Raw genomic sequence first — 22,532 nt, 5'->3', positions numbered from 1 at the left:
CCCTACTTCTTGGTCGGTGTAGCCAGCCGCCCATAGTAGGTTCCTGGATACTTCTCGGCAAACTTGACCAGGGCTTTGGCCACTCGCTCGCGAGAGCGTTCGTCGTCGGCACGAGCCGCCCGTTTCATAATCGACTGATAGTCTTTCAAGGCAGCCTCCTCATTACGAACCCAGGAACTGCTCGAATATTTGGATGCCAATTGACCCGCGGCCTGACCTTGAGCCGAACGGCCAAAGTCTTCCTCAATCTTACGTAAGGACAAATAGACCAAAAAACGATTCTCGTTGGACTCATCCTCAATCGCCTTTTCATAGCGAGCGATGGCAGAACCAAGTAACTCGGCGATACGCAGTCGAAAGCGACCGACGTCTTCCTTCAGATGAGACGCATTGGCCTGCTTGGACACGCTGTTCAGTGCGCTGAGAAACAATCCTTGCTCCGCGAGCTGAATCGCGGGCTGCAGCACCGGGTCCAAGGGAGGATCGAGGGTCATCAGAGGTTTAGCACCCTCGACCAATTCTTTTCTCAGTTTGTCACTCGCAAGGATAAACTCCTTGTTCGCTTCCTTGCCATAGAACATCCCCGCCTTATCTATCTTGCGGACTGAACCATCTGGCGCCACAGCCATAAAGTAATAGAGCTTATCATCTCCAGTGGCTTGACGATAATAGCTGGCGTTTTCATCCACGCCCACAATCCAACGCCCGGTATCCGTGCGTCTATCCAAGTAACCAAGCGCATCACTCAAACTGCCTCCATCAGTCTTGAGAGCAACAAGGGTCACCCGAGGATCGTCCCCGTAGGCCTTCTCCACCTGCTTAAAAAATTGACCCGACCATTTGTTACAGATCGGACACCAATCCTGAAAAAACACAACCACTACCGATTTACCATTGAGTGCCTCTAGGGAAGGACTCTCCTTTCCGGTATTCCAACTGATCGAATCAATGAAGGGAGGAGGTTGCGGAGCAGCGAAGGCAGAAAAGCTCACGAATAAAGAAAGCAAACCCGTTAGAACATTTGAAGAGCGCAGTTGAACCATAATGAATGCGATATAAGTTCAGATAATCGTTTGGGTCAACATTCATCGCTTTCCCGGACTCCCAGTTCTCGGCTTCGCTCGCTGCAATCTTTGAACCGCAACGGTTTGGCCTTGCAGTCGGCTATTTCGCATCCAGCATTCGGGCCATGAAGGTCGCTTTTTATGACGCCAAAGCCTATGACCGCGAAGCATTCGAAAAGGCCGTGGAGGGAACTGAACTGGAGCTTGTGTTCTACGATTTTCGGCTCTCGGAGGAAACCGCCTCAACGGCTAGCGGAGCGTCCGCAGTCTGTGCATTCGTCAACGACCAGCTCGACCGAGCTTGCCTCAAGGCCCTTGTCGGGCAGGGCGTCAAGATGCTAGCGATGCGATGCGCAGGCTTTAACAATCTCGATCTGGACTCCGCCAAGGAGCTAGGCCTCTCGGTAGTGCGGGTCCCGGCTTACTCTCCTCATGCGGTAGCGGAACATACGCTGGCGCTCCTCATGACGCTCAATCGCAAGGTTCACCGCTCCTACAATCGGGTTCGCGAACAAAACTTTTCCCTCAACGGTTTGGTCGGCTTTGACCTCAACGAGAAGACCGTTGGCATCTTGGGCACGGGCAAGATTGGACGAGTCACCGCAGGCATCTTTCAAGGCTTCAATTGCAAGGTAATCGCTCACGACGCCTACCCCAACCACCAGTGGGCCGATGATACCGGAGTGCGCTACACCACCCTGCAGGACCTGCTAACCCAAAGCGACATCGTGAGTCTGCATCTTCCTCTAACAGACGACACCTACCATATCCTCGATGCGGACACCATTCCGCGCATGAAACAGGGTGTCTACCTCGTCAACACCAGCCGAGGTAAATTGATCGAGAGCGAAGCCCTCATCCAAGCTCTCAAGTCCGGACACTTGGGAGGCGTCGCCCTCGATGTCTACGAGGAGGAGGAAGGCATCTTCTTCGAAGACAAGTCCGGCACCATTCTACAAGACGACAAGCTCGCCCGGCTGATGACCTTTCCCAATGTTCTCATCACCGCTCATCAAGCCTTTCTGACCCGGGAAGCGCTCGCGGAAATCGCCCGGGTCACGCTCGCCAATGTCGAAAACTTTCGTGACGAAAAACCACCTCTCGAAGGCACCTCGCTCTAAGCCGGACCCGTTAGGAACCAACCACGGCTTCTTTGCTCTCCACCTTTTAACACAATCGACTTGTTCGAACACAGCTCTTTAGACGCAGAGAAAGACCTACTGCAAGTAAAGAACCGAAGAACGCAGCCGAGGCCGAGCCGCATTGAAGACCGGAGTGATAACAGTCACCGGTTTCCAAGAAGAGACTCCACGATAGTCGGTCACGACCAGACGTACTTCCCGTTTTTCAACCTTTGCCAAGATTGGTAGAGATGCCACCTGACTCCCCTTTTCACGAGGAACTTTCGCAGGTATCCATTTATGCGACGCCAGGGTGGCGGGCTTTCCAGATGAGCCCAGGTAGTGAAGAGAAACTGGCGCCAGATTCAGCAAGGTTGTTTCCAGAGCTGATCCACTTCGGTCTTCCAAGGGAATCGCCAATGCCTCAACCCCCTTGCGCCACGATTTGTCTGAAGCCGGATTGTAAATGACGATGAGGGTAGGCCGACTTGTTAGCTGGAAGTGAGTCAAGGTGGCTTCCCCCTCCAGCCCCAATTCCAAACTGGTAGCGCTAGCAGGCAAATCGAGGCGAATGGCCGGATGATTCAACTTGAGCTCCAAGGATTCTGAAGCCCCTCCGGCCGAGAGTGACCACTGCCTAGGAAATTGTAACTTGGGATCAATCTCCTCGGGCTTGTATCCTCGGAAGCCGTACTCTTCTACCACTTTCAATTTTGCCACTGGCGGATCACCCACTGCCGCAACCCAAATCGGTCGCTTGGCTTCTTCAGCGGCGAGAGAAAGAACTGACAGGCAAAGGACGGTGAACGCTTTTAACATATTTTATATTTCGGAAGGAGTTAGCCACCTGAAATCAAGAACTTCAAAACGTCGGCCATATTTTAGGTTCAACGGATGCATATCAGGATTCGCTTGCAAGGTGGAGTCGCTTTCGTTTTCGAGATAGGGTCGAAGCAATGCGGAGTTGGGTTCGGTGGACGAACCAGGCTCGGTCAGGTCGCCCGCCAACAAATACTCCGGGCTGCGCACCACGGTGGCCTCGCAGTAGACCTGAGCGAGAATCCGTCCACTTTCATCCTTGGAAATCCCGGTGGCGCGAATGCGAAACGTGTCACCTCTAGCACAAAGGGTCCCGCCCAGAGGTTCGAGGATATCGCTTTGTTCCAATATACCTGGGGCCCCATCGAGCAGCCACTCGGCGTTGTGCTCTTGCGTCAATCGTTGCCGCGGTGGCACTGCCGAATCTTGGTCCGTGGCCATATTGAGAAAATCACGCCCTTCCTCATAGCGGAGAGAAGCCCTTTGGATCGCCTCATCCAAAGCGCCGGCGCGTGATTGAGTCTCGTCCTTACTCAGACGGCGGTTGACAAAATCCGACACTCCCAAAAAGGGACCTCGTTCTCTCACCACTTCCACCAAAGCCGAGGAAAGCGTGGAGAGTTGGGAATCATCCAGGCCTACCCCGCCACCCCAAAAACCACTCTCTTCAAGAGGCTGACGAAAGCGAGAAAAAGGATGACTGGCCGCCATCTCCTGCCCGTTGGAAGAAGGGCGGCTCACATCCTTCATTCCACTCAAGAAGGCTAGCCATGATTCCGTTGAAAGAGTGTTCACGTTGAATGCTCCTTCATTCACTAGCAGGTACGCCGGTAGCCAGAATGAAAGAGCCTGCCTCCCACTGCCAGTCTCCATCAAATCCTTATCCGCGCGAAGAGTCGGGTGCGGCCGATAAAGAGCGTTCGGAAGTTTGTTCAACTCCTCGTCAAAGTCCTCTTCCCATGAGGAGGCGAAGTAGGAGTCCCAGAGACGCCGGTTCACCTCATGGCTAATATCGTAGAGCAACACGTCTTTATGATCATCGGATTGCACCAGATCATCGAAGACCGCATCGGTCTGAACTACCGTCCGGGTCCATGGATTGCGGGTCTGTGCAATGGTGGGTAAGGAAGTCTCATCGGCAGTCGCATGAAGCGAGGGACGCGAGTTTCCGACGATTCGCAGCGGATGCCAAAGCCAAGGAGAAAGTGGCGCATGCCTCAGTTGCCCCAGCGATTGGAGAGGAAGGTTCCGACTCGGAAGGTCGATCACGGGAAAGGCCAATTCACTGGCAAAGTCGAGAGGGTTCGCGTTCGGACAGCCTCTGGCCTTACCTTCAATAAAGACCCCCCAATTTTGCAAACCACCATGGGCATCGTGGGCGGCCTTACATCGATACCAAGGTCCCACATGCAAATCGAAGTGCTCGCGCAGGTAGGTCGAAGGCGTGCGACACACCACCGACGCGATCGGATTCCAATCGGCCATAACTGCGGCTTCATAAGGAGGCTGCGGATTGTTGATCCGCCCGACGACTCGCAACTCCTCAATGTCATCCAACCAACTGAGATGGACGCGATAGTGCCACCGGCGGGGAGGATGACGGTTGGGGTTGCTCGCAAAGGTCCCCCACTCGGATCCGTTGTTCTCGGCATCGTTGCTCCACCCCGGATACATGCGGATATAGCCCGCCCGCTTCCCTGATTCCGCAAAGTAGTCCTCCCCCGCACCTCCATCATTCACATAGAGCCGTTGTAAAGTCGCGTGACTTTCCCGCGTCATCACATCGCGGGAGGTCATGTTACCCGCCGTCCCTTGCTTTAGGAGAAAGGGCTTGGGATTCCAGTGCAGCGCATTCTGATAGTTCTGACTGTCCCAAGGCGTCGAAATATACCGGGTAACGGTCGCCCCCCTCGCCAAGCGCTGCTGCAAGAGGCTATTGCGAGACTGCAGGCTCAGGGTGAAATTTTCGGGGCCCACCGGTTGGTTCGCGGTTAGAATATTTCGCGAAACGACTCGATCGTCGTAGGGCTGCATCCCGACCCGGGCATTTACCTTTGGAGTGAACACCAGACATTCGCCCGCTTCGAAAGTCGTGGGCTCGATAGTGAACATGAAATAGTGCTCTGTCGGACTACCCGCAGTTCGAAACTGCTCTCCCCAACCCCGCACAACCGTTGGAATGATCTCAACTTGCCCCCGCAAACTCACCTCCACGGACAAGCCCCCGCCGCTATCAATATGCTTGGGCATCAGGATCACCATCGGCTCGCTAGTCAGCTGGGTATTGTATGGATTCCACAAGGACACCCGCGGATAAATGTGGCAATAGAACGAACTCCCCGTCTCATCCTCCGGGGTGAAATCCCAATGGAACCCCGCATCGACCACCATCGGATGGACAGGCTGTTCCAGAGAAGCCATCGCATCCACGGAATAGCCTTCCCCTCCAAAGGCCTTGCGAGCGACTCGCGTATTTTCAGCCTCCATCGAGGTCAACCCCGAGGAACTACCTGTTCGGGATAACTGAAACCAGGAACGTAGGCGCTGCCATTTCGGCCCCGAAGATTCATGAAATTTCTCAGATAACATGGACGCCGAGGCATCGATCCCCGCCAACCCCAGTTCCTCATCACGGCCAAAAACCTGCCCTTCCGATTCCACAAAGCGAGTCAGGTCTCCTTTCAATCCACCAAAAACAGAGTCGGTGAAAAGTCCGTAGGAGCGTGCCACCGCCTGTGACTGGGCCGGCAGGGGTGAGGTGCTGGCCGCGAGAGCCAGACTCTGATCAGTAACAGTCAATTCCCGCTCATGACTATCGCGAAAGAAATCGGTCTCCCACTTCTCTTCAACGAGAGCTCCGGAATCGTGCCGCGGCGCACTCGCAAATGCTTCCTCGCCCACGCTATCGGCATTTCGCCCCGGGGCCACGCTGGTGCGTTGCGAACGGTCATCGGTCCACCAACCAAGCGCACCGGATTGCCCAATCCCTAACAGCGGGACCTCGACAGCAGGTAGCGAGTCGGTCGCCGAGGCCAGAGACGAAACCGCTTCAGGCGATGAATTCGAAACATTTGTGACCAAAGGTTCGAGAAACCAATCGCTCCGCCAAGAGGTCACGCTCTCTCTTCTATCCTTGAACGACTTGGTAGTCCCCCAATCCGAACCATAGCCAACGGCGGGCATGAGCGATCCATCCACTTCCTCCCCCGTTCGCCACACGCCAGTCCACTGCTCCGGATAACCGTTCCCTGCGAAAGCGGCAGAGGCGGTAACCCGTTGATCGGGTCCGGCCGTTCGCTGCAACTGGGCAATGGCCATCTGTAGCGCCAAGCGAGCATTCGCCCGCGCCTCCAATTGGGCCGAGTTGGCTTCCCGCCCTCGAAGCACCATGGCACTCAACCCAAGAAGCCCCAACGCCAACAATGACAGCAAGACCATCATGCTAACTACTGCTACTAAGGAGAACCCTTTTTCGGCCCGAAAACTTAAACGTTTTCCTTTCATCTTATTATTTGGTGAAAGAGGAAGAAGGAGGTATCTGACCTGATTGATACTCTCGAAACCTCTGTTCCGGAAGCTAGCCGACACTAGCAATCGCAGAACAATTGACTGCAAGATACGTACCAGTTTTTAACCAAACACATAAATTCGAGAGTTTACGACACTCAAACATCGATCTCCCTTAAGCAGAACAACTCAGGAGAACCCAAAAAATAATCCGCAGCTCGAGAAGCCTACCGGGTCACTTGGGATGTGACTCAAACGGAAGATCAAATCCAGCAACTTCAGGCCCCGACAGCGAATCCCAAAATGACAATTCTTCAGAGCACCACTACTCAGCAAGGGCTCGGACGCTCTCCCCTCCAGAAGTTTGCTCCAAGCTCAGATAGTGAAGACCGGATGAAACGAGGCCACCGTTCATCCAGTTGACAAAAATCCGCAAAGCTTGCTCTTCGGGATAGCGCATTGTCACAGGAATCGGGGACATCCAACTTAACAAGTCGTTGTGCTCCAAACAAATCACCGAGAGTTCCTCCGGAATTCTGACCTGCTCGCGAAAGCAGAACATGTAGAGCGAAACCAACATTGACGAGCCTGGAACGATCACCGCTGTAGGCTTGCTTCGAGAGATTGCCTCCTTCCACATCTGCATATTCTTTTCTTTGTCGGAAGCATCAAAGACCGGAAACCAGGACTCGAGCATATGACGGTCACCTTGGTAATTCTGCTTCCGGCAAAAGGATTCGATCGTGGACTGAACCAGAAAAGACCGCTCCTTGGAAACCGTGACCAAGACCTTCCGGTGACCCAATGCCTTGAGTCGACTCAATGCCCTTTCGACCTCACTCACGAAATCATGAGCAGCGCCTGTTAGAAACTTTGGGATACTCTTCGAGAACTCTCCTCCGCTGCAGAAAACAGGAAGCTGCAGCTCATCGGCACCCTGTATCCATGGGGAGGTTGGAGAGGAAAGAAAGAGTGCGTCGGCCTCTGTTTGCTGCACTATTTTTTCAAGAATCCGTTGAGCATTTTTTGTCTTTTGAAAGTCTACTCGTTGATGACGACAAGGTCCCATCGCCTGCTCCCAAAGTTCTCCCTCTCGCTGAAAAAGCCGTCGCTCGACCTCTTGTTTCTCGGAATAGGCACTGTAGAGATGAAGCAAAGTCTTTGACTTCTTCTCTTGCGCACGATCCAGAATTCTTCGCTGACATCCTGGCTTGGCCTCCGAAATAAGGCCTTGGATTTCAAGCTCCTCCAAGGCACTTCGGCAAGCATTCCTCCCCACCCCCAGGTCCTTGGCCAGCCGTCGCTCGCCAGGCAGGGACTCGAGATACACCCCCTCTTGAATCAAGTTTGCAAGATGGCGGGCGGCAGTCGTCGCCAGATACCGTCTTTCCACTCCGACCTTCTTCATTCCCTACTAACAAGGCCTAATCCTTCAAAATGTCAACTGGTTCCAGAAAAGGACCAGAGCAACTCACCACGAGAGGACACCCTCTGGTCCTCTAATTGCTGCAAACGGTAAGTTGCCAATATCCATGAATTCCAAAAATCGACTTCTCGCCAACTCTTCCACCTTGCTGTTTCTCAGCGTCAACACCCTCTCGGGCGCAACTCTCGCTCGATGGACTCCGGTCAGCACTGCACTCCCTGAGGGCACGAGCTACGACTCAGGGTCTGATACTCCCAGCCCCTCGGAAGCAGCCGCCAACCTGGTTGTCTCCACCTTAGCTCGCGTCCCGGCAAACTCCTTTACGAACGCTGGAATACGCTATCCCGGACTCGCCTCCCAGTCCTTTGACACCAGCGAATACACCGAGTTTGCAATCGCACCTGCGAGCGGCTATCAGGTCAACCTCGAAAGCCTGAGCTATAGCACCAACACCTACGGACGAATGAACAACGCGGATGGATACACGGTATACGTGCGCACCAGCACTGACGGATTTGCGACCGACCTCGGCTCCCAGACCATTACCGACTCTTCTGCTGACACCTTCGTAATCGACATCAGCGCTCTACAAGGAGTCGACAGCCCAACAACCTTCAGGATCTATGCGGTCGACAATGCTCAGGCTGGAGGGAACGCCTGGTTCGATCTGGACGGCAGTGACACATCCACGACCACGGGTCTCATCATCTCGGGTGATGTCGTCAGCATCCCCGAGCCTTCAGCCGTTCTTCTTCTTTCGTTTAGCTCCATCGCCTTGCTTTCTCGCCGCAGGAAATAATCCTATTCCCAGAACACTATGAAACTGAAGAAAAGTCTGTCACTCGTTCTGCTAACAAGCGGAATCACCCAAGGAGATGTTCTTGTGCAATGGCTTCCCATCCCGGGAGAAGCAACGGATAGCGAGTTCTTCCGGAGCTCGCAAACACCCGCCCCCAGCTTGGCAACCTTGGGTGTTGCAGGAAGCCGAATTGCACGAATCAATCAAGCCACCGTTACCAATGCAGGTTCAGTATGGCCTGGCGAGATTTCAAACAGGTTCAGCCCTGCGGGGGAATATGATGCTGAGGTGGGAGGCTATACCGAGTTCACCATCACCCCTCCGCAGAATGGGGAGATCACCTTTGAGTCGATTAGCTATCAGCTGAACTCGTATGGAGGAATGAACGACGACGACGGCTATACCGGTATCGTGCGCACTAGCGTGGACAACTTTGCGACTGAGCTCGCAAGCCAGACGCAAACCAATACGAGTTCGGCCAACTTTCTCTTCGACATCTCGAGCTTGGGATCGGTCACCGAGGCTATCACCTTTCGGATCTACTTCGTCGACAATGCGGGTCCCGACCGCTGGGCCGATCTCGCTGCCGCCAACGGCGGACTCATTGTCAATGGCACCGCAACCGGAACCCGGTTTGAAAACATCACCTGGACAGCGACTGACTCCGACATTTGGGAAACGAACGGAACCGATTCTAATTGGAACTCTTCTGACAACACCTTCCAGGGAAGTGACAATGTGTTGTTCGACGACAGCCCGGACCCTGCTTTTTCCGGAGTTGTGGAGATTCCGACCACAACCTTCCCCTCCTCCGTCACCTTCGACAACAGCCTCCTCGACTACACTCTTGCGGGCAAATTCAGTTCGTTAAACGGTCTCACAAAGAACGGCTCAGGGGTGGCCACTCTGCAAGTCCCTGACAACTCCCTCCCGGTCAACGGTGTGATTCAGATTAATGAAGGAGTGCTCGAGCTTGCAGGAAACAGCACGGCCTTCCGCAATGCCTCTGAAGTCAATATCGCCGAGGGAGGCACCTTCCGCTTTGTGAGCGGAAATGCCGGACAAGACTCGAGTGTGCCAATCAACTTGAACGGTGGAACTTTAGATGTGGAGGACCAAATTCTCTATCTGTGGCCTGCAAATACCGTTCCGATCACACTAGCCGACGCAACCACCAGCACGATCGAATGTGATGGCACGCTGTATCTCTTCGGAAATCCAATTGTGGGAACTGGAAGTCTGGTCAAGACCGGTCCCGGACTCCTCAGAGCAACATCCAGCACCACCGGAGCAACCGAAATCCTCTCCTACACCGGCACCACGACAATTAGCGAAGGAACTTTCGAACTGGGCGGAGCCAATACCGCGGCCTCCCAGAGTTGGACGGTTACGGATGGAGCCACGCTGCGATTGGCTTCCGATGTCGCTCTCCCCATGGAAAATCTTCCCAATTCCTCCACAGTCTCCATTACTGGTTCCACTCTCGAATTGGCAGGCAATGAGGAAACGATTGGCAGCCTGACCCTTGCTTCCTCACCCGCTGATGGAGCCAGCACCCTGACCATTGATGATCTCGGAACACCACTTGCGGTAGACGAACTCATTCTAACAGGGACTGAGAACTACGTGAACTTTGTCCCCGCGATTTCCAGCAACGGTGTCTACGAGGTGATGACGGCGGATTCAGTGACCGGCACGGTCGGAACGAATTTGACCGCCTATGGTCTTTCACCCGCAGTTCAAACTTGGAACCACGACCCTACCACCGGAGTCATTTCCGTTACAATTGACCTAGCTGCCGAAAGCAATACTACCCTGACCTATAGTAATGCTTCCGGTGCTGGAGAGTGGAGCCTGGGAGTGGAGACAGATTGGTTAAATGCTTCTTCACCCAGCCAATTCTACAACAACTTCGAAGCCCATCTCAGCGACGTTGCCTTTTCGAGTCCGGGAGAATTGCCTATCACGATCCTCGATACCGTATCCCCACTTCAAACCCTATTCAGCAACACCGCGGGATTCGACTATATTGTCACTGGAAATCCTATCTCGGGTTCTGGCGGGCTAACGATCAATGGTGGCGGCTCAGTTTCGCTGAATAGTTCCAACTTCTTCACTGGTGAGACCCTGATTAGCAATGGGTCCGTCGCGACATTGGGCCTGGCCTTTACCACACCGATCCCTAACTCTTCTAACGTGACGGTATCCGGAGGTTCCACCCTGGAAATCGCAGCGACCAACACCATCGTACGAGAGGTAATCGATGGTCGCATCACCATCGACAATTCCACCCTACTCCAATCCGGCGGGACGCATTCTCATATCGGGAACCTAACCTTGCGGAATGGCTCGACTTGGACTGCCACTAGTCCACTTAACTTCGATGACGAGAACGCCCAGCTCAATGGAGATGTCCTCGTTGAAGGGAGCGGACTCTCCCAGATTGGACCGTTCACATCAGGAATTGGACTGAGTGACACCTATTACTTCGACGTTGAAGACGTAAGCTCGGACAACGGGCCCGACCTCATTGTCAGTGCACAGCTCGAAGATGCAGCAGAAGCAGTGGGAGGAGTTGGGAAAGCACGGGCCGGGACCATGGTTTTGAGCGGAGTCAACATTTACACCGGCCCCACTTTTGTTGACGGGGGTTGCCTGCTTTTGGACGGTTCCTCCGCAATCCCCGCCATGGGTGCGCTGGTAGAAGTTACCACCGATGCTGAGTTTGGCTTCATCGCTGGTTCAGCCTCGAATTCTGACATCGTCACCATTGCAAACAACGTCACATGGTCGGGGGGAGCCTTGACCTTTTATGTGCCAACCGGTTCGACCGCCTCTTTTGCCGGCGACCTGACTGGAGGTGCCTTTGAAACGGCGACGGCGGCTATTACGGTCAAGGGAGGAGGAACTCTCAACTTTGCGGGGTCCAGCCTCCCCGTCACCCCCACGACTGATGACGATTCCATCATCACTGGCGTCGGGGTTGGAGGAACGACCTCTATCGAAGAGGTGACCCTCACAACCGAACCCGGAACCAATGCTGGTCGAAAGGCAACCCTCACCTTCAGCTCAAGCGGACCGGTTGATATCTATACCTCCAGCGACTTGAACCTCTGGGGAGCACCTATCGCAGAGGGAATCACTTCCGAGCAACCCTTTGTAGTCGACGACATCGGTGCAACCAAAGCCTTCTTCGCCATCGTTCCCGCTGGCAACACCTTCCCCGAGTCGAACTAGAATTGAGAATCCTTCGTTAGACTGACTGGTCTCGACTCAGGCCGCTCTGCTTGGCAGAGCGGCCTTTTCAATTCCTGTTGAGGCGGAACCACCTTTTTCTTCGCTCATTCTCTGAGGACTAAGCCAGCAGCGCAAAATAGAGAACCACCGAACAAAAGACACCATGCGAAACCGCCAAGAACCAGGCCCAGACCATCGAGCCACCTATTCTCGATAATGAGATCTGAATTGAGGAGAGAAACGGGAGCACCGGCAGAGCAACCAAGGCATACAGAGGCGCAGCCAAAAGCCATAGGAAAACCAACGCCAAGATAGTAAATCCCCAGATCAACCCAACGACCTCACGATCGGCTGCTGGACGAGACTTCGTGCCCGATGGATAGCCCCGTATCGTAACTGCCTCAGTGGATGGATTCTGAAGCCTTCGGGTAGTTGGACTGATTTGCGCAATGTTCTTCACAGGAGAAGTCTGAAGCGCACTCCTGTGCCCGACGATTACAAGAGCGCAGTCGTTTTCCACTCACTCCTTGGACAGACTCAATCCTTCGAATTGAGGGTTAGAATTCTGTTATCTTTCCCATTGTCCTCCACCGGACCGAGCGATCGAATCGTGCAGTTCCGGACATTGTCATTGAGAATCAGGCGAGCGGAAGTTTGGTTTTCGACCACGGAATCGACCAAAGGCCTTCGATGGCCTCCGCAGGTTAGAAAGTTCACGTCTGCCGGAATTGGGCGACTCGTCTCGTCTTTCAAAACAAACTCGCAGCGTTCACCGCTGATAATGCCCAGGCTGGTTCGAGGCGTCGGCCTGGCCCCTTCTGGCGGGCTCATGATGGCAACCTCATAGCGCGCATTCCTGGGCAGCTCTCCACGCATCAGATTGAAGACCGGGTTATAGGCCAAATCGCTGCGACAATTCTCCAATAGAACCTTCCCACCATTTCCTACCGAAACATCAAAAGAAAAATCCCCCGCCTCACGAACAGTCACATTCTTGAGGATGACGTCACCTCCACAGAGCAATTGCACCGCTCCCCGCATTCTCTCCACCGTGGTATTGATAACCGTTATATTGCGCACGTTGTCATAAGAGCGGATTCCGTCTTCGACCAAAGGAATCATCAGGTCCCGGGGAATCGGTTGCTCTTTGCGATACATCATCTTGTAATCGTAATCCACGGCTCTCCCAACTTTCTCCTTAAAGATATCATTAGTTGGCCTCAGCGCTCCGGTGAAAGCGCAATCCTCAATCAAGACTCCATCAACAGTGTGAAAGTGAACACAGTGTCCGAATGACTGTTGAAAGACCCGGCAACGCACTAGTTCCGTGCCATTGGCATGATCGATGGACATAAAGCAGTGCTTATTCAGTCGCCCGAAGTTAGGACCACCTTTTCCATAGAAATCAGAATAACCGTAAGGAACAGACCCCCTGATCACAAAGGTGCAGTCATAGAAGCGATTGCGGTCTCCACAGACCTCGAACTCGTTGTTGGTGACTTGAAATTCGGGATATGGCTGATCGAGAACGTTCTGAAAAAAGCCACCAATGAACACGTTGTTCGCCCCATTGATATGCCAGGAGTCCGAAACATGGGGACGACGAGACAACTTCCCTTGCAGCGAGACCGGTGTCTCGAAGACCACGCCCCGCAGGTCGAAGAAGTTGTTCGACCCATTCACGGCAAAGATGTGCTCCTGCATTCCCTTTCCCCGATAGCGCCCTGTTCCCGGGGCCGGATTATCGAGCGGGAGCTTGACTGGGGGGTCAACAGTCTTGGCCCGATAGACCCCCGGCTTAACCCGTATCTTCTGATTGTCTCTTTTGATAGCCTGACGGAATTGCTCCAGAGAATCGATTAAAGTGTAGCCTGGGCGAATCTCGAAATCCTTGGGAATCTTCGGAAGAGGTGGAGCCTCTCGCACAATCACTTCCATCGGCGGATTCTCCGGATGCTGGAGACCCGGATCAGGACGCGAGTCTTGCGACCAGCCTCTCCCTTCCAGACCAAAGGTTAAAAGGACGACCAGGATCAATTGGGACGAACGATTCATGATTGCAGCGGAACCTCTTTCTCTGCGACGATCTTCGCCAGCGAGTGGGGGTTGAGGCGCTGGTAAACGTCAGAGGCGGCAGGTTTCTTGCAGTTGAAGAACTTGAGCCCGCTTTCAACGGGGAACCCTCGCCTCGGGAGGAATGAAACCAGGGGCGGGGCCGACGGTCCCGCCGGAGATGAACTTGGCAGGAATCATCGTCTGCCGGGTATCGACCTTCCCTTGACTCACCCGGGAAGCCCATCGAAGAATTCTTCTGACGCCTTGATTGGAATCCCAGTGCAGGTGTGCCACCGACGGGTTGCACCAGCGGAAGTTGGGCTCGAACTCTGCGCAAAACATCGAAATATCCTCTGGAACCCGTAGGCCGATCGACCCCAGATATTGCAATATCGCAATGAAATGCATCGCCTCGTCCACGATGATGGCCGTCGGAGGAGTGACGTTGAATAAAGATTTCAGCAAATCTCGCAGACCGTTTGCGGACTCTTCCCAGTCCGGCAGGTTATAATCACCGACCGGAATCCGGTTTTTCCGCAAAATTTCGAGGAAAGACCTCTCACTCCATCCCGGGCTCGGCTTACGTCGCTCGCTTCGGCAAATCTTCACGATCCGTCGATGACCATTCGCGATGAGGTGATTGATTGCATCCGCAAATGCGGCTTCTGTATTGGGTCCCGCCGACGCAATTGCCAAGCTATGGCGCCGACCAAAAAGAGCAAAGGACGGAGCCGAATGCTCCGCAAAGAATTCCAAAATCTCCCGCGATCCCGCAACGATCACCCAGGCATCGACCTCTGACTTCCTGACCAAGCGCTCCACGGTCGTCACATTCATCTTCATTTCCGTCAGACTCTTGGCGCTGTAGACAACGGTGTGCCCCGCATCCATGAGCGCATGCTGCATCTCTACAAAAAAGGACGTTTCCCGGTCGGACTGCTCGTAAAGAAGGAAGCAAATTTGCATCGGACGCGGGCCGTCACTCGTGATTCCAGCCACAATGCGTTTACGTCTGGGCCCCTGATTCAGGATCAGCCCTTCGTCCTCCAACAACTTCAAGGCGGCTACCACCGTCTTGTGATTGACGCCCAGCTCAGCAGCCAACCAGTTCACTCCAGGCAACGAATTTCCGAAAGTTCGCTGGGCAACCTGAGTCCTCAGATGTGCCGCAACCTGTTCTACTGCAGAGAGAATACGAATTCGCTTCACGCGAGAAATCTATCACCCTGCAGGGGTTAGAGGCAAGACAATTTGATCTCGAGACTGAGCTTCTAGGCATTACACCTGCTACTGAGCAGATGTGATTTGAACTAATCCAAAGGTTCACTCCAACGGGTTTGTTTCAAAAACTGCTAATTAACCACATATAAATTGTCAAATTTATGAAAATACTGAAAAACCTACACAAGAAACCTGACAATTCATGGCTACTCGCCTCAACAACATTGGCTACGGCCGCCATGCTGGGATCGGCTTCGGGAGCTGTTGTTGTATCGGCAACCGAGCCTAGCACGGACATCATCACCTCCTTCAACCCCAACGGCAACATCAATTCGAACTTGTTCCCTCTCACCGGAACCGCGCCCTCTCCCATCGTGGGAAATAACAATCACGCTCGAGGCGAATTCTTCTCACTCCCTGATGGAACTGGCACCGGCTTCGAAATCACAGCAATTAGCATTGTTAAGAGTGGCAATCAGACTTTCAGTTCCGATACCATCACCTTGTTCGTTTTCGAAGGTACCGAAACGGAGTTCACCACTGGAACGGGTCACACCGTTGCTAGCTCTTCCTTCTATGAAGGGACAACCGTCACTCCTCTTTATTCCGAGGCGTTCACCGTTGACGGGCTCATTTCAAACGATTCGTTTGTTACTTTCGTCCTCAACACTCCAATCCTTGTTAACGAAAGCAGCGACTTTGGGTTCTTTCTGACCTATGACCCTTCTCTAGGCACTAACCCCGATCGCTTTGGGTATTCGGAGAACCAGAACGTGGGTGGACAACGATTCTCCATCACGACTACAGCACATGGAGGAGTGGGAACGCGAGGGATGGACTTCTACATCACTGGAACCGCAATCCCTGAGCCAAGTTCACTCGCTCTCCTGGCTCTTGGAGGTTTCGCCTTTGCCCGCCGTCGACGCTAGGAAGTTAGCTTCCGATCAAATCTTCAAGCCTCCTCAATTGGGAGGAGGCTTTTCAAGAGGCTCTTTGACAACGCCTCTTTTTCTCCCCCTTCAGTCCCACAAACAATCACTTGCCCCAGCCCACTTTAGAACCATCAAAGCAGAGAACAGCCTATCGCTTTTCCTCCTATCAGAAAAATCTGGATGAAGATTCGAGAGTGCCCAAAGCCGAAGAATCAGACGCAGCCCATACCTATCGCGCGGCTGGCTCCAAGAATTCGCCGTTCTTTGCACCCTTCTCAAATACCGCTCGAACACGCTCTTCGAGAAGGATTTCAGACTCCCCCTCCCACAATTCAAAATGAAAACTAAATCAAATAAACTGTTGCTTATGATGCTCGGCATCATTGGACCTGCTTCTGGCCAGGTTGTCTACGAAGACTCCTTCGACGAAGACGGATTGACTACCAACAACGGAACCGGTGGAGGCGGAATCGTCGAAACCTTTAACAATGCCTCCGGTTCTTTTGCTTGGAATGATGATGACGATGACAACGAGGGTCTCTCCTCCGGCGTTGCCACTTCCGGCGGCCAAATCACGACTTTCCGAAGCGAGAACTCTTTCAACGTGAGTAACGGCTTCACCTTGGAAGTGACATTCGACATGGCGTCGAATCTTCCAGGCAACCCCTATCCGTCCAATCACTTCAGCTTCGGGATGGTCTCCGACGAATTGGATACAAAGAACAACCTCTTCGCCACATCGGGAGAAACCCCTCTCTCTGACGGCATTGGCTTCAGCCTCGGCCTTAGGAATGGATCCGCCGACGAAGGTCTCATTGAGTGGGATCTGGATGCGGTGTCTGGCGAGGCGTCCTTGCTCAATGCCATCACCTTCGCGACGGGCTCAGCTCAGACTCTCGTGCTCGATGTTGGACCAGACGGAAGCTATACCTATACCTACGGTGCCATCTCTGGTTCGGGAATGACTGTTATCGATCTGACGCAGACCTACTTCTTCAAAGCAAGAACCCAAGGGTCACAAGACAACGTGATTCAGAGCGTCACCCTGACCACCAATAGCACCCAGTTTGATGCTCCCACGATCACCACTGCCGCTGCAGTCTACGACCTCAGCGTCCCCGTGGACTTTAACATTACCTTCGATGCATCAGCTACCACTGCGACATTGGATACCCCTGCCAACTCTGCGGTGGATTTGTTGGCGTTGGACACTGACAACGACGGAATCGTGGTCTTCACCGAAGCTCCTCCGATGGATTTGAGCACTTACACGGTTACCGCATCTCGTTCCGGGATTCCCGCGCCATTGAGCGAGAGCACCGAGGTCACCGTGATCGACCCCGCAGAGGAAGCCGCCGACAACGCCTTCAGCCTGGCCATCAAGGCAGACTCTCCATTGTTCTACTACCGTTATGAAGAAGAGACTGGCACGACCTTCCTGCGGGACTCCTCGGGAAATGGTTTCCACACCAACGACTTTTCCGAAAGCTTGACCTTCGGAACCAGCCCGGCTCCCGGCGGAATGCAGAATGCAGCGGACTTCAGCCCTTCGTCAGGCGCGAGATACATTCTCTCCCCTGCGACCTCCGAGATGAGCGCGAGCTTCTCCTTTGTCTCCGTTCTCAATGTATCGGGAACTGTTCCCAATGCGAACACGAGAAACCTTCTTTCCATGACCAATGGAACAGGAAGCGGAGCAAGTATCTTTGGCAAGCACGAAAGGTTCAGAACCTTCATCGATGGAACTCTCGACAACTTGACGGAGATTGATGCCTTCCCCAGCGACACCAGCTGTCTCGTCCATTACGTCTTTACTGCGGATGAGGTCAATGGAGGCGGCGAAGCGGCCATCTATATCGATGGAGAACTCTACGGCACTCCCGTCACCGTAGGGACTGTTGGACCAAATGTAGGCAACTGGGTGATTGGAGCGACTCAGATTCTTGGAGACCCTTCCTGGCTGGACTGGCTGGACGAAACGGCAGTCTTTGAAGAAGCACTCACGCCCACACAAATTGAAACTCATGCGACAGCATTTATCGCAGGAGCTGACCCACTACTTGGTTTCAACGCTGATGCAGAGACCATCACTCTTGGCGAGTCTGTGACGCTCAGCTGGAAAGTTGGCGATTCCGCGACGGGGGTTTCTCTAGACGACGGGACTGAAACAACCACCATGACTGAAACCAGCGTGACGTTGAGCCCGGCAAGCACCACGACCTACGAGTTGAAAGTTGCTGGCCCTGGCGGTCCCTTTACCAAATTTGTGACTGTCATCGTCGACAGCCCTCCGGGGCCGATTGAGATCACAGACTGGTCCGCTGATCCTGGAGCCTTGGGAATCGACTTCACGATTGAAATTATGGCTTCACCCGAGACCGAGTATGAAATCTATTTTTCTGAAGATCTCGTTACTTTTGAACCAACAAACGTCACGATTTTCACCGCACCTGACGGCACAGGTTCTGCCACCGTCCCTGGAATTGGCAATCTCGCCGAATATTATCGGGTTGAGAGTATTAATTGATTGCCTGGCTTTCAGACATCACTTCCCAGATGTCTGGTAGACCTCATTTCGACAAGCGCCTTTCCCGCTCATGGGAAAGGCGCTTGAATTCATAGCGAAGGCCGCTCCGTCCAATTCCCGAGGAGTTGCCTCCTTTCCCCTTTATCCCACTCGACTCCTCCCCAACCGCTTGCGGACACCCTGGCTGCCCGCTCATTGCTTCCCACCCAATCCAAAATTTTTGGACAAGTGGTCTTCCCTACTTAACTTCTTCCCCCTTTCCACTCCAATTGCGAACAACCTCATCCCGTTCGCTCGTTCCAAAATTCAATCCTGCATGAATCCCACTCTCCCAAACAAACTGATAGACCTAAAGGACATCCTAAGCTCTGCCCCCCATTTTCAGGTCCTCGCGATGATACTCGCTCTATCAGCACCTTTCACTCCTGCGGCAGCGGATGTCATCATATCCGGCTCGGCTCCCAATAGCGAAATCTTAGACTCCGTGAGTGGAGGACTGATCAACACCTCGCTCTTCCCTCTCACCAACACTGCGCCCGCCCCCATTACCGGTAACGCAAACCATGCGAGAGGTCAGCTATTCAGCTTGGGAGAAGGAACGGGCACGGCTTTCGAGATCTCTGCCATTACTTTTCAAAAAGACGTCGCCGCGACCTTTGCAAACGACTCACTAACTCTGAGAATCTTCGAGGGAACCTCGGCTCAATGGACAAGCGGAGAAGGCCATCTCGCTACTGATAGCACCTTTTACAAAGGAACCTCAGTCACTCCCCTCTACACCGAAGTTTTTACGCTCGATGGACTCATCGGGGACAATCAGTTCATCACTTTAGAGCTATCCACTCCCCTTTTGGTTAATGAAAACTCTGACTTTGGTTTCTTCCTCACCTACGATCCCTCAAGCGGAACCAGTCCCGATCGCCTCCAGCATCTGGAAGGAAATTCCGGAGGGCGGCTCTCGATAACGACCTCAGGTCACTCGAACTCCAGTCGTGGAATGAACTATTTCATCCAGGGAACTCCCGCAAGCGCTGGCAATGTTCTCTTCCTCGACAACCCGGTCGTGTCCAACGTCACTACAGCTGCCGCAACCCTGGGAGCCACCATTTCCGGAGGCAGTGGGATCACGGAACATGGCACCAGCTTGTGGGAGAATGGCGGTTCCCTGGGAGATCTACCCACCACCCTGGGCGCAGTGAGCAACACCCCGACCACAGTAAGCGATTCCCGCTCAGGCTTGTCTCCAGCCACGGTCTATAACTTCGCGGCATATGCAACCAATTCGACCGAAGGAACCGTCTACTCACCGGCAGCATCTTTTCTCACCGAACCCAACCCCGCGAGCAACCTGACGATCGAGGCAGCAGACTCTTCCACGATTTCAGTCTCTTGGACTGATGAAGTGAGCTCAAGCGGGGCTCTCGTGATCATAAGCGAGGGTTCTGCACCAGGTTTGCCAATCGATGGCACGAACTACACTGCCGACCTTGACTTCGGAAGCGGCTATTCCGTAGGCGGCGGATATGTGGCTCATAGCGGTCTCTATCCAGGAGTTCCCATCTCAATCAATGTGCCGGGTGGCGAATACTTTATCTCGGTTTACTCCTACGCGGATGCAAGCGTTCAACCTCGCAATTACAACACCAGCAATCCCGCACCAACGGCGAGCATTCTGGTTGAACCGCCACTACAACTTGGTTCCCCCTTCCAAGACCGGATGATTCTGCAAAGAGACAAAGCCGTCAAAGTTTGGGGAAAAGGAGAACCACTTACATCGGTTTCGGTCTCCGTGGATAGCTCCACTGTCACTGGCACGGTGGACGGACAGGGAGACTGGGTGGTCGAGCTCCCCGCTCACCCTGCAGGCGGTCCCTTCAGCTTGACGGTTACCAACGGTTCGGACAGCGAAACCATCTCGGACATTCTCTACGGTGATGTGTGGCTCTGCTTCGGGCAATCCAACATGGTCTATACCCTCAACCAAATGGCGGACTGGAAGACTACCTACATTAATGAAATCGCTGGCAACGACGAAATCCGTTGTCTGAAGGCCACTCAGGACGCTTCTCTAACAGAGGCAGATTTTCAAGACTCGGCCTGGCTGGCCAATAGCACAGCCTCCAGCTGGACGGCTATCGGCTCAGTCTTTGCAAGCCAGCTTCATGCAGCCACTGATGCTCCGGTGGGAATCATTTGGGCAGCCTATGGCAGCAGCTCCATTGAGGGCTGGCTTCCTCTCGAACAGGCAGAGGAGCTTCCTCACTTCGAGGGCATGCTCGGACTTTACCAGAGCTTGAGCGAATATAATGCGGGGACACCGGTCGCTACCCGGGCAACAAACTTGGGCTATTCTTCCAACGAAGATGCGATCAACGGGATTTTATCATCTGGTTGGACAAGAGGTAATAATGATGCCGACATCTTCATCCGCACCCGGCCCAACATACTTTACAATCAGATGATTCACCCCCTGGTGAACTTTGGGATCTCAGGCTTCATCTGGTATCAAGGTGAAGCGAATGCCGGGGAGATTAACAATATTGCGCAATATCGGGAAACCTTCCCTCGACTGGTCAAGGAATACCGCGAGCGATTCGACCAAGGGAGCATTCCATTTCTCGGCGTCCAACTTCCTTCCTTCAGACAGGAGCAATGGCCTTGGTTCCGGGAGGTTCAAGGGGATACCCTAGACGAGTTGGAAAACGCCTTCTATTCAGTCTCCATCGATACCGGGCTCCTGAACAACATTCACCCCACCGACAAGGAACCGATTGGCGCCCGCTTGGCTCTCCTTGCGAGAAAGTATGCCCTCGGCGAAGCCATCGAAGCGCATGGACCGACCTATGACTCAATGTCTGTCGACGGCAATATCGTTACCATCAACTTCACAAATGCTGACGGCCTGGGGACTGGTGGCAGAGTTGGACCAGCCGCTTTCGAAATCGCAGGGTCAGACCAAGTCTTCTACCCGACAACATCTTCCTCGGTTAGTGGGAACTCAGTCCTGATTCGCTCCGACTCGGTACCCAACCCCGTGGCTGTGCGTTACGCTTGGGCTCCATATCTCGCCGATACTGTGAATCTAATAAACAGCAGCGACCTCCCCGCCGCCCCCTTCCGTACCGACTCGTGGGACCTCCCTGGCCTCTCTGCTTGGGCTCCTACAGCGAATTCCGATGCCTACTCCGTCGCGCGAGATTCCGTCCTGACAGTTCCTCCAAGTGGAGTCCTCGCCAATGATTTCGATCTCAACTTGGACACTCTCGCGACCAACTTGGTGACACCCCCAGCCCATGGTTCATTGAGCATCCTTCCCGATGGTTCATTCACCTATACACCAGAGGCGGGTTTTGCGGGCACCGACTCGTTCGCCTACGAGGCCACTGAATCCACGGGAAGCCTGACCTCGAACCTCGCCAACGTGAGCATCACGGTCGAAGGAGAGCCTACTGGCTACTATCTCTGGAAGAACGAAATTCTCTGGGGCCCGAGCGATGACCAGAGCTTCGAAGGCGACCCCGACGGCGACCTCGTCGTGAACTTCCTGGAGTTTGCCCTAGGCATGAACCCCCTTCAGCAGGACCCATCAGGGCTTCCCTCCCTGAGCTATGACGAAGCTGGTGCGGTCTACGACTTCAACAATATCCGACCTGGAGTGTCCTACGAAATCCTTCTCTCCACGGACCTCATCACATGGAGCGATCCTCCCTTCGCAATTTTAACAAGCGAGTCCGCCACTCCCGTCATTCTGACTCCGGGCGAAGAGGCCAATGGTAAGCTCTTTATCCGGCTGAAAGTCTACGAATAATCGAGCCATGTCGGCG

12 protein-coding genes are annotated in these 22,532 nt (G+C 53.8%); 6 read left to right on the top strand and 6 right to left on the bottom strand.

Going from position 1 to position 22,532, the window contains the following annotated elements:
- Positions 1–2: 2 nt before the first annotated feature.
- Entirely contained in the window at positions 3–992 is a 990-nt protein-coding gene (locus IE099_RS09435) for a TlpA family protein disulfide reductase (RefSeq protein ID WP_189569675.1), read from the bottom strand.
- A 197-nt stretch (positions 993–1,189) separates the two neighbouring features.
- On the opposite strand from IE099_RS09435, the gene IE099_RS09430 reads away from it, so the two are divergent.
- On the top strand, positions 1,190–2,185 hold the full coding sequence (locus IE099_RS09430; RefSeq protein ID WP_189569674.1) for a 2-hydroxyacid dehydrogenase: 996 nt from the start codon (positions 1,190–1,192) through the stop codon (positions 2,183–2,185).
- Between the two features lie 96 nt (positions 2,186–2,281).
- On the opposite strand, the gene IE099_RS09425 is transcribed toward IE099_RS09430, so the two are convergent.
- The 3 genes from IE099_RS09425 to IE099_RS09415 form a co-directional block, all read right to left on the bottom strand.
- Positions 2,282–3,004 (bottom strand): hypothetical protein, encoded by a 723-nt coding sequence (locus IE099_RS09425; RefSeq protein ID WP_189569673.1) that lies wholly within the window; start codon positions 3,002–3,004, stop codon positions 2,282–2,284.
- A 3-nt stretch (positions 3,005–3,007) separates the two neighbouring features.
- Entirely contained in the window at positions 3,008–6,445 is a 3,438-nt protein-coding gene (locus IE099_RS09420; RefSeq protein WP_189569672.1) for a hypothetical protein, read from the bottom strand.
- A gap of 391 nt (positions 6,446–6,836) precedes the next feature.
- Positions 6,837–7,919, bottom strand: coding sequence for a substrate-binding domain-containing protein (locus IE099_RS09415; protein ID WP_189569671.1), 1,083 nt, complete (start codon positions 7,917–7,919; stop codon positions 6,837–6,839).
- A 124-nt stretch (positions 7,920–8,043) separates the two neighbouring features.
- On the opposite strand from IE099_RS09415, the gene IE099_RS09410 reads away from it, so the two are divergent.
- The gene (locus IE099_RS09410) at positions 8,044–8,736 is read left to right on the top strand and encodes a PEP-CTERM sorting domain-containing protein (protein WP_189569670.1); all 693 of its coding nucleotides are present in this window, start codon (positions 8,044–8,046) and stop codon (positions 8,734–8,736) included.
- An 18-nt stretch (positions 8,737–8,754) separates the two neighbouring features.
- A complete protein-coding gene (locus IE099_RS09405) occupies positions 8,755–11,973 on the top strand; it encodes a beta strand repeat-containing protein (RefSeq protein ID WP_189569669.1) in 3,219 nt (1,072 codons plus the stop codon).
- Positions 11,974–12,510: 537 nt separating this feature from the next.
- On the opposite strand, the gene IE099_RS09400 is transcribed toward IE099_RS09405, so the two are convergent.
- Together IE099_RS09400 and IE099_RS09395 are read right to left on the bottom strand one after the other, a co-directional pair.
- Complete coding sequence (locus IE099_RS09400) at positions 12,511–14,028, bottom strand: hypothetical protein (RefSeq protein WP_189569668.1); 1,518 nt, start codon at positions 14,026–14,028, stop codon at positions 12,511–12,513.
- 114 nt (positions 14,029–14,142) lie between these two features.
- A complete protein-coding gene (locus IE099_RS09395; protein WP_189569667.1) occupies positions 14,143–15,237 on the bottom strand; it encodes a substrate-binding domain-containing protein in 1,095 nt (364 codons plus the stop codon).
- 173 nt (positions 15,238–15,410) lie between these two features.
- On the opposite strand from IE099_RS09395, the gene IE099_RS09390 reads away from it, so the two are divergent.
- From IE099_RS09390 to IE099_RS09380, 3 genes are all read left to right on the top strand, one after another.
- Positions 15,411–16,178: a PEP-CTERM sorting domain-containing protein gene (locus IE099_RS09390; protein ID WP_189569666.1), complete on the top strand. Its 768-nt coding sequence runs from the start codon at positions 15,411–15,413 to the stop codon at positions 16,176–16,178.
- A gap of 340 nt (positions 16,179–16,518) precedes the next feature.
- Positions 16,519–18,708, top strand: coding sequence for a LamG-like jellyroll fold domain-containing protein (locus IE099_RS09385; protein WP_189569665.1), 2,190 nt, complete (start codon positions 16,519–16,521; stop codon positions 18,706–18,708).
- 394 nt (positions 18,709–19,102) lie between these two features.
- Positions 19,103–22,516 carry a sialate O-acetylesterase gene (locus IE099_RS09380; RefSeq protein ID WP_229809460.1) on the top strand — a complete coding sequence of 1,138 codons (3,414 nt, stop codon included), beginning with the start codon at positions 19,103–19,105 and terminating at the stop codon, positions 22,514–22,516.
- Positions 22,517–22,532 lie beyond the last annotated feature (16 nt).

The sequence above is a fragment of the Roseibacillus persicicus genome (genome assembly GCF_014651675.1).
GTDB classification, from domain to species: domain Bacteria; phylum Verrucomicrobiota; class Verrucomicrobiia; order Verrucomicrobiales; family Akkermansiaceae; genus Roseibacillus; species Roseibacillus persicicus.
The sequence above is the reverse complement of the archived record's forward strand: the minus strand, read 5'-3'. Positions and strand labels throughout refer to the sequence as shown.

Excerpts from the sequence above, each read along its gene's own strand:
- IE099_RS09410 (WP_189569670.1), top strand. The coding sequence starts at position 8,044 with ATGAATTCCAAAAATCGACTTCTCGCCAACTCTTCCACCTTGCTGTTT.
- IE099_RS09415 (WP_189569671.1), bottom strand. The coding sequence starts at position 7,919 with ATGAAGAAGGTCGGAGTGGAAAGACGGTATCTGGCGACGACTGCCGCC.
- IE099_RS09430 (WP_189569674.1), top strand. The coding sequence starts at position 1,190 with ATGAAGGTCGCTTTTTATGACGCCAAAGCCTATGACCGCGAAGCATTC.
- IE099_RS09425 (WP_189569673.1), bottom strand. The coding sequence starts at position 3,004 with ATGTTAAAAGCGTTCACCGTCCTTTGCCTGTCAGTTCTTTCTCTCGCC.
- IE099_RS09420 (WP_189569672.1), bottom strand. The coding sequence starts at position 6,445 with ATGATGGTCTTGCTGTCATTGTTGGCGTTGGGGCTTCTTGGGTTGAGT.
- IE099_RS09385 (WP_189569665.1), top strand. The coding sequence starts at position 16,519 with ATGAAAACTAAATCAAATAAACTGTTGCTTATGATGCTCGGCATCATT.
- IE099_RS09405 (WP_189569669.1), top strand. The coding sequence starts at position 8,755 with ATGAAACTGAAGAAAAGTCTGTCACTCGTTCTGCTAACAAGCGGAATC.
- IE099_RS09390 (WP_189569666.1), top strand. The coding sequence starts at position 15,411 with ATGAAAATACTGAAAAACCTACACAAGAAACCTGACAATTCATGGCTA.
- IE099_RS09380 (WP_229809460.1), top strand. The coding sequence starts at position 19,103 with ATGATACTCGCTCTATCAGCACCTTTCACTCCTGCGGCAGCGGATGTC.
- IE099_RS09400 (WP_189569668.1), bottom strand. The coding sequence starts at position 14,028 with ATGAATCGTTCGTCCCAATTGATCCTGGTCGTCCTTTTAACCTTTGGT.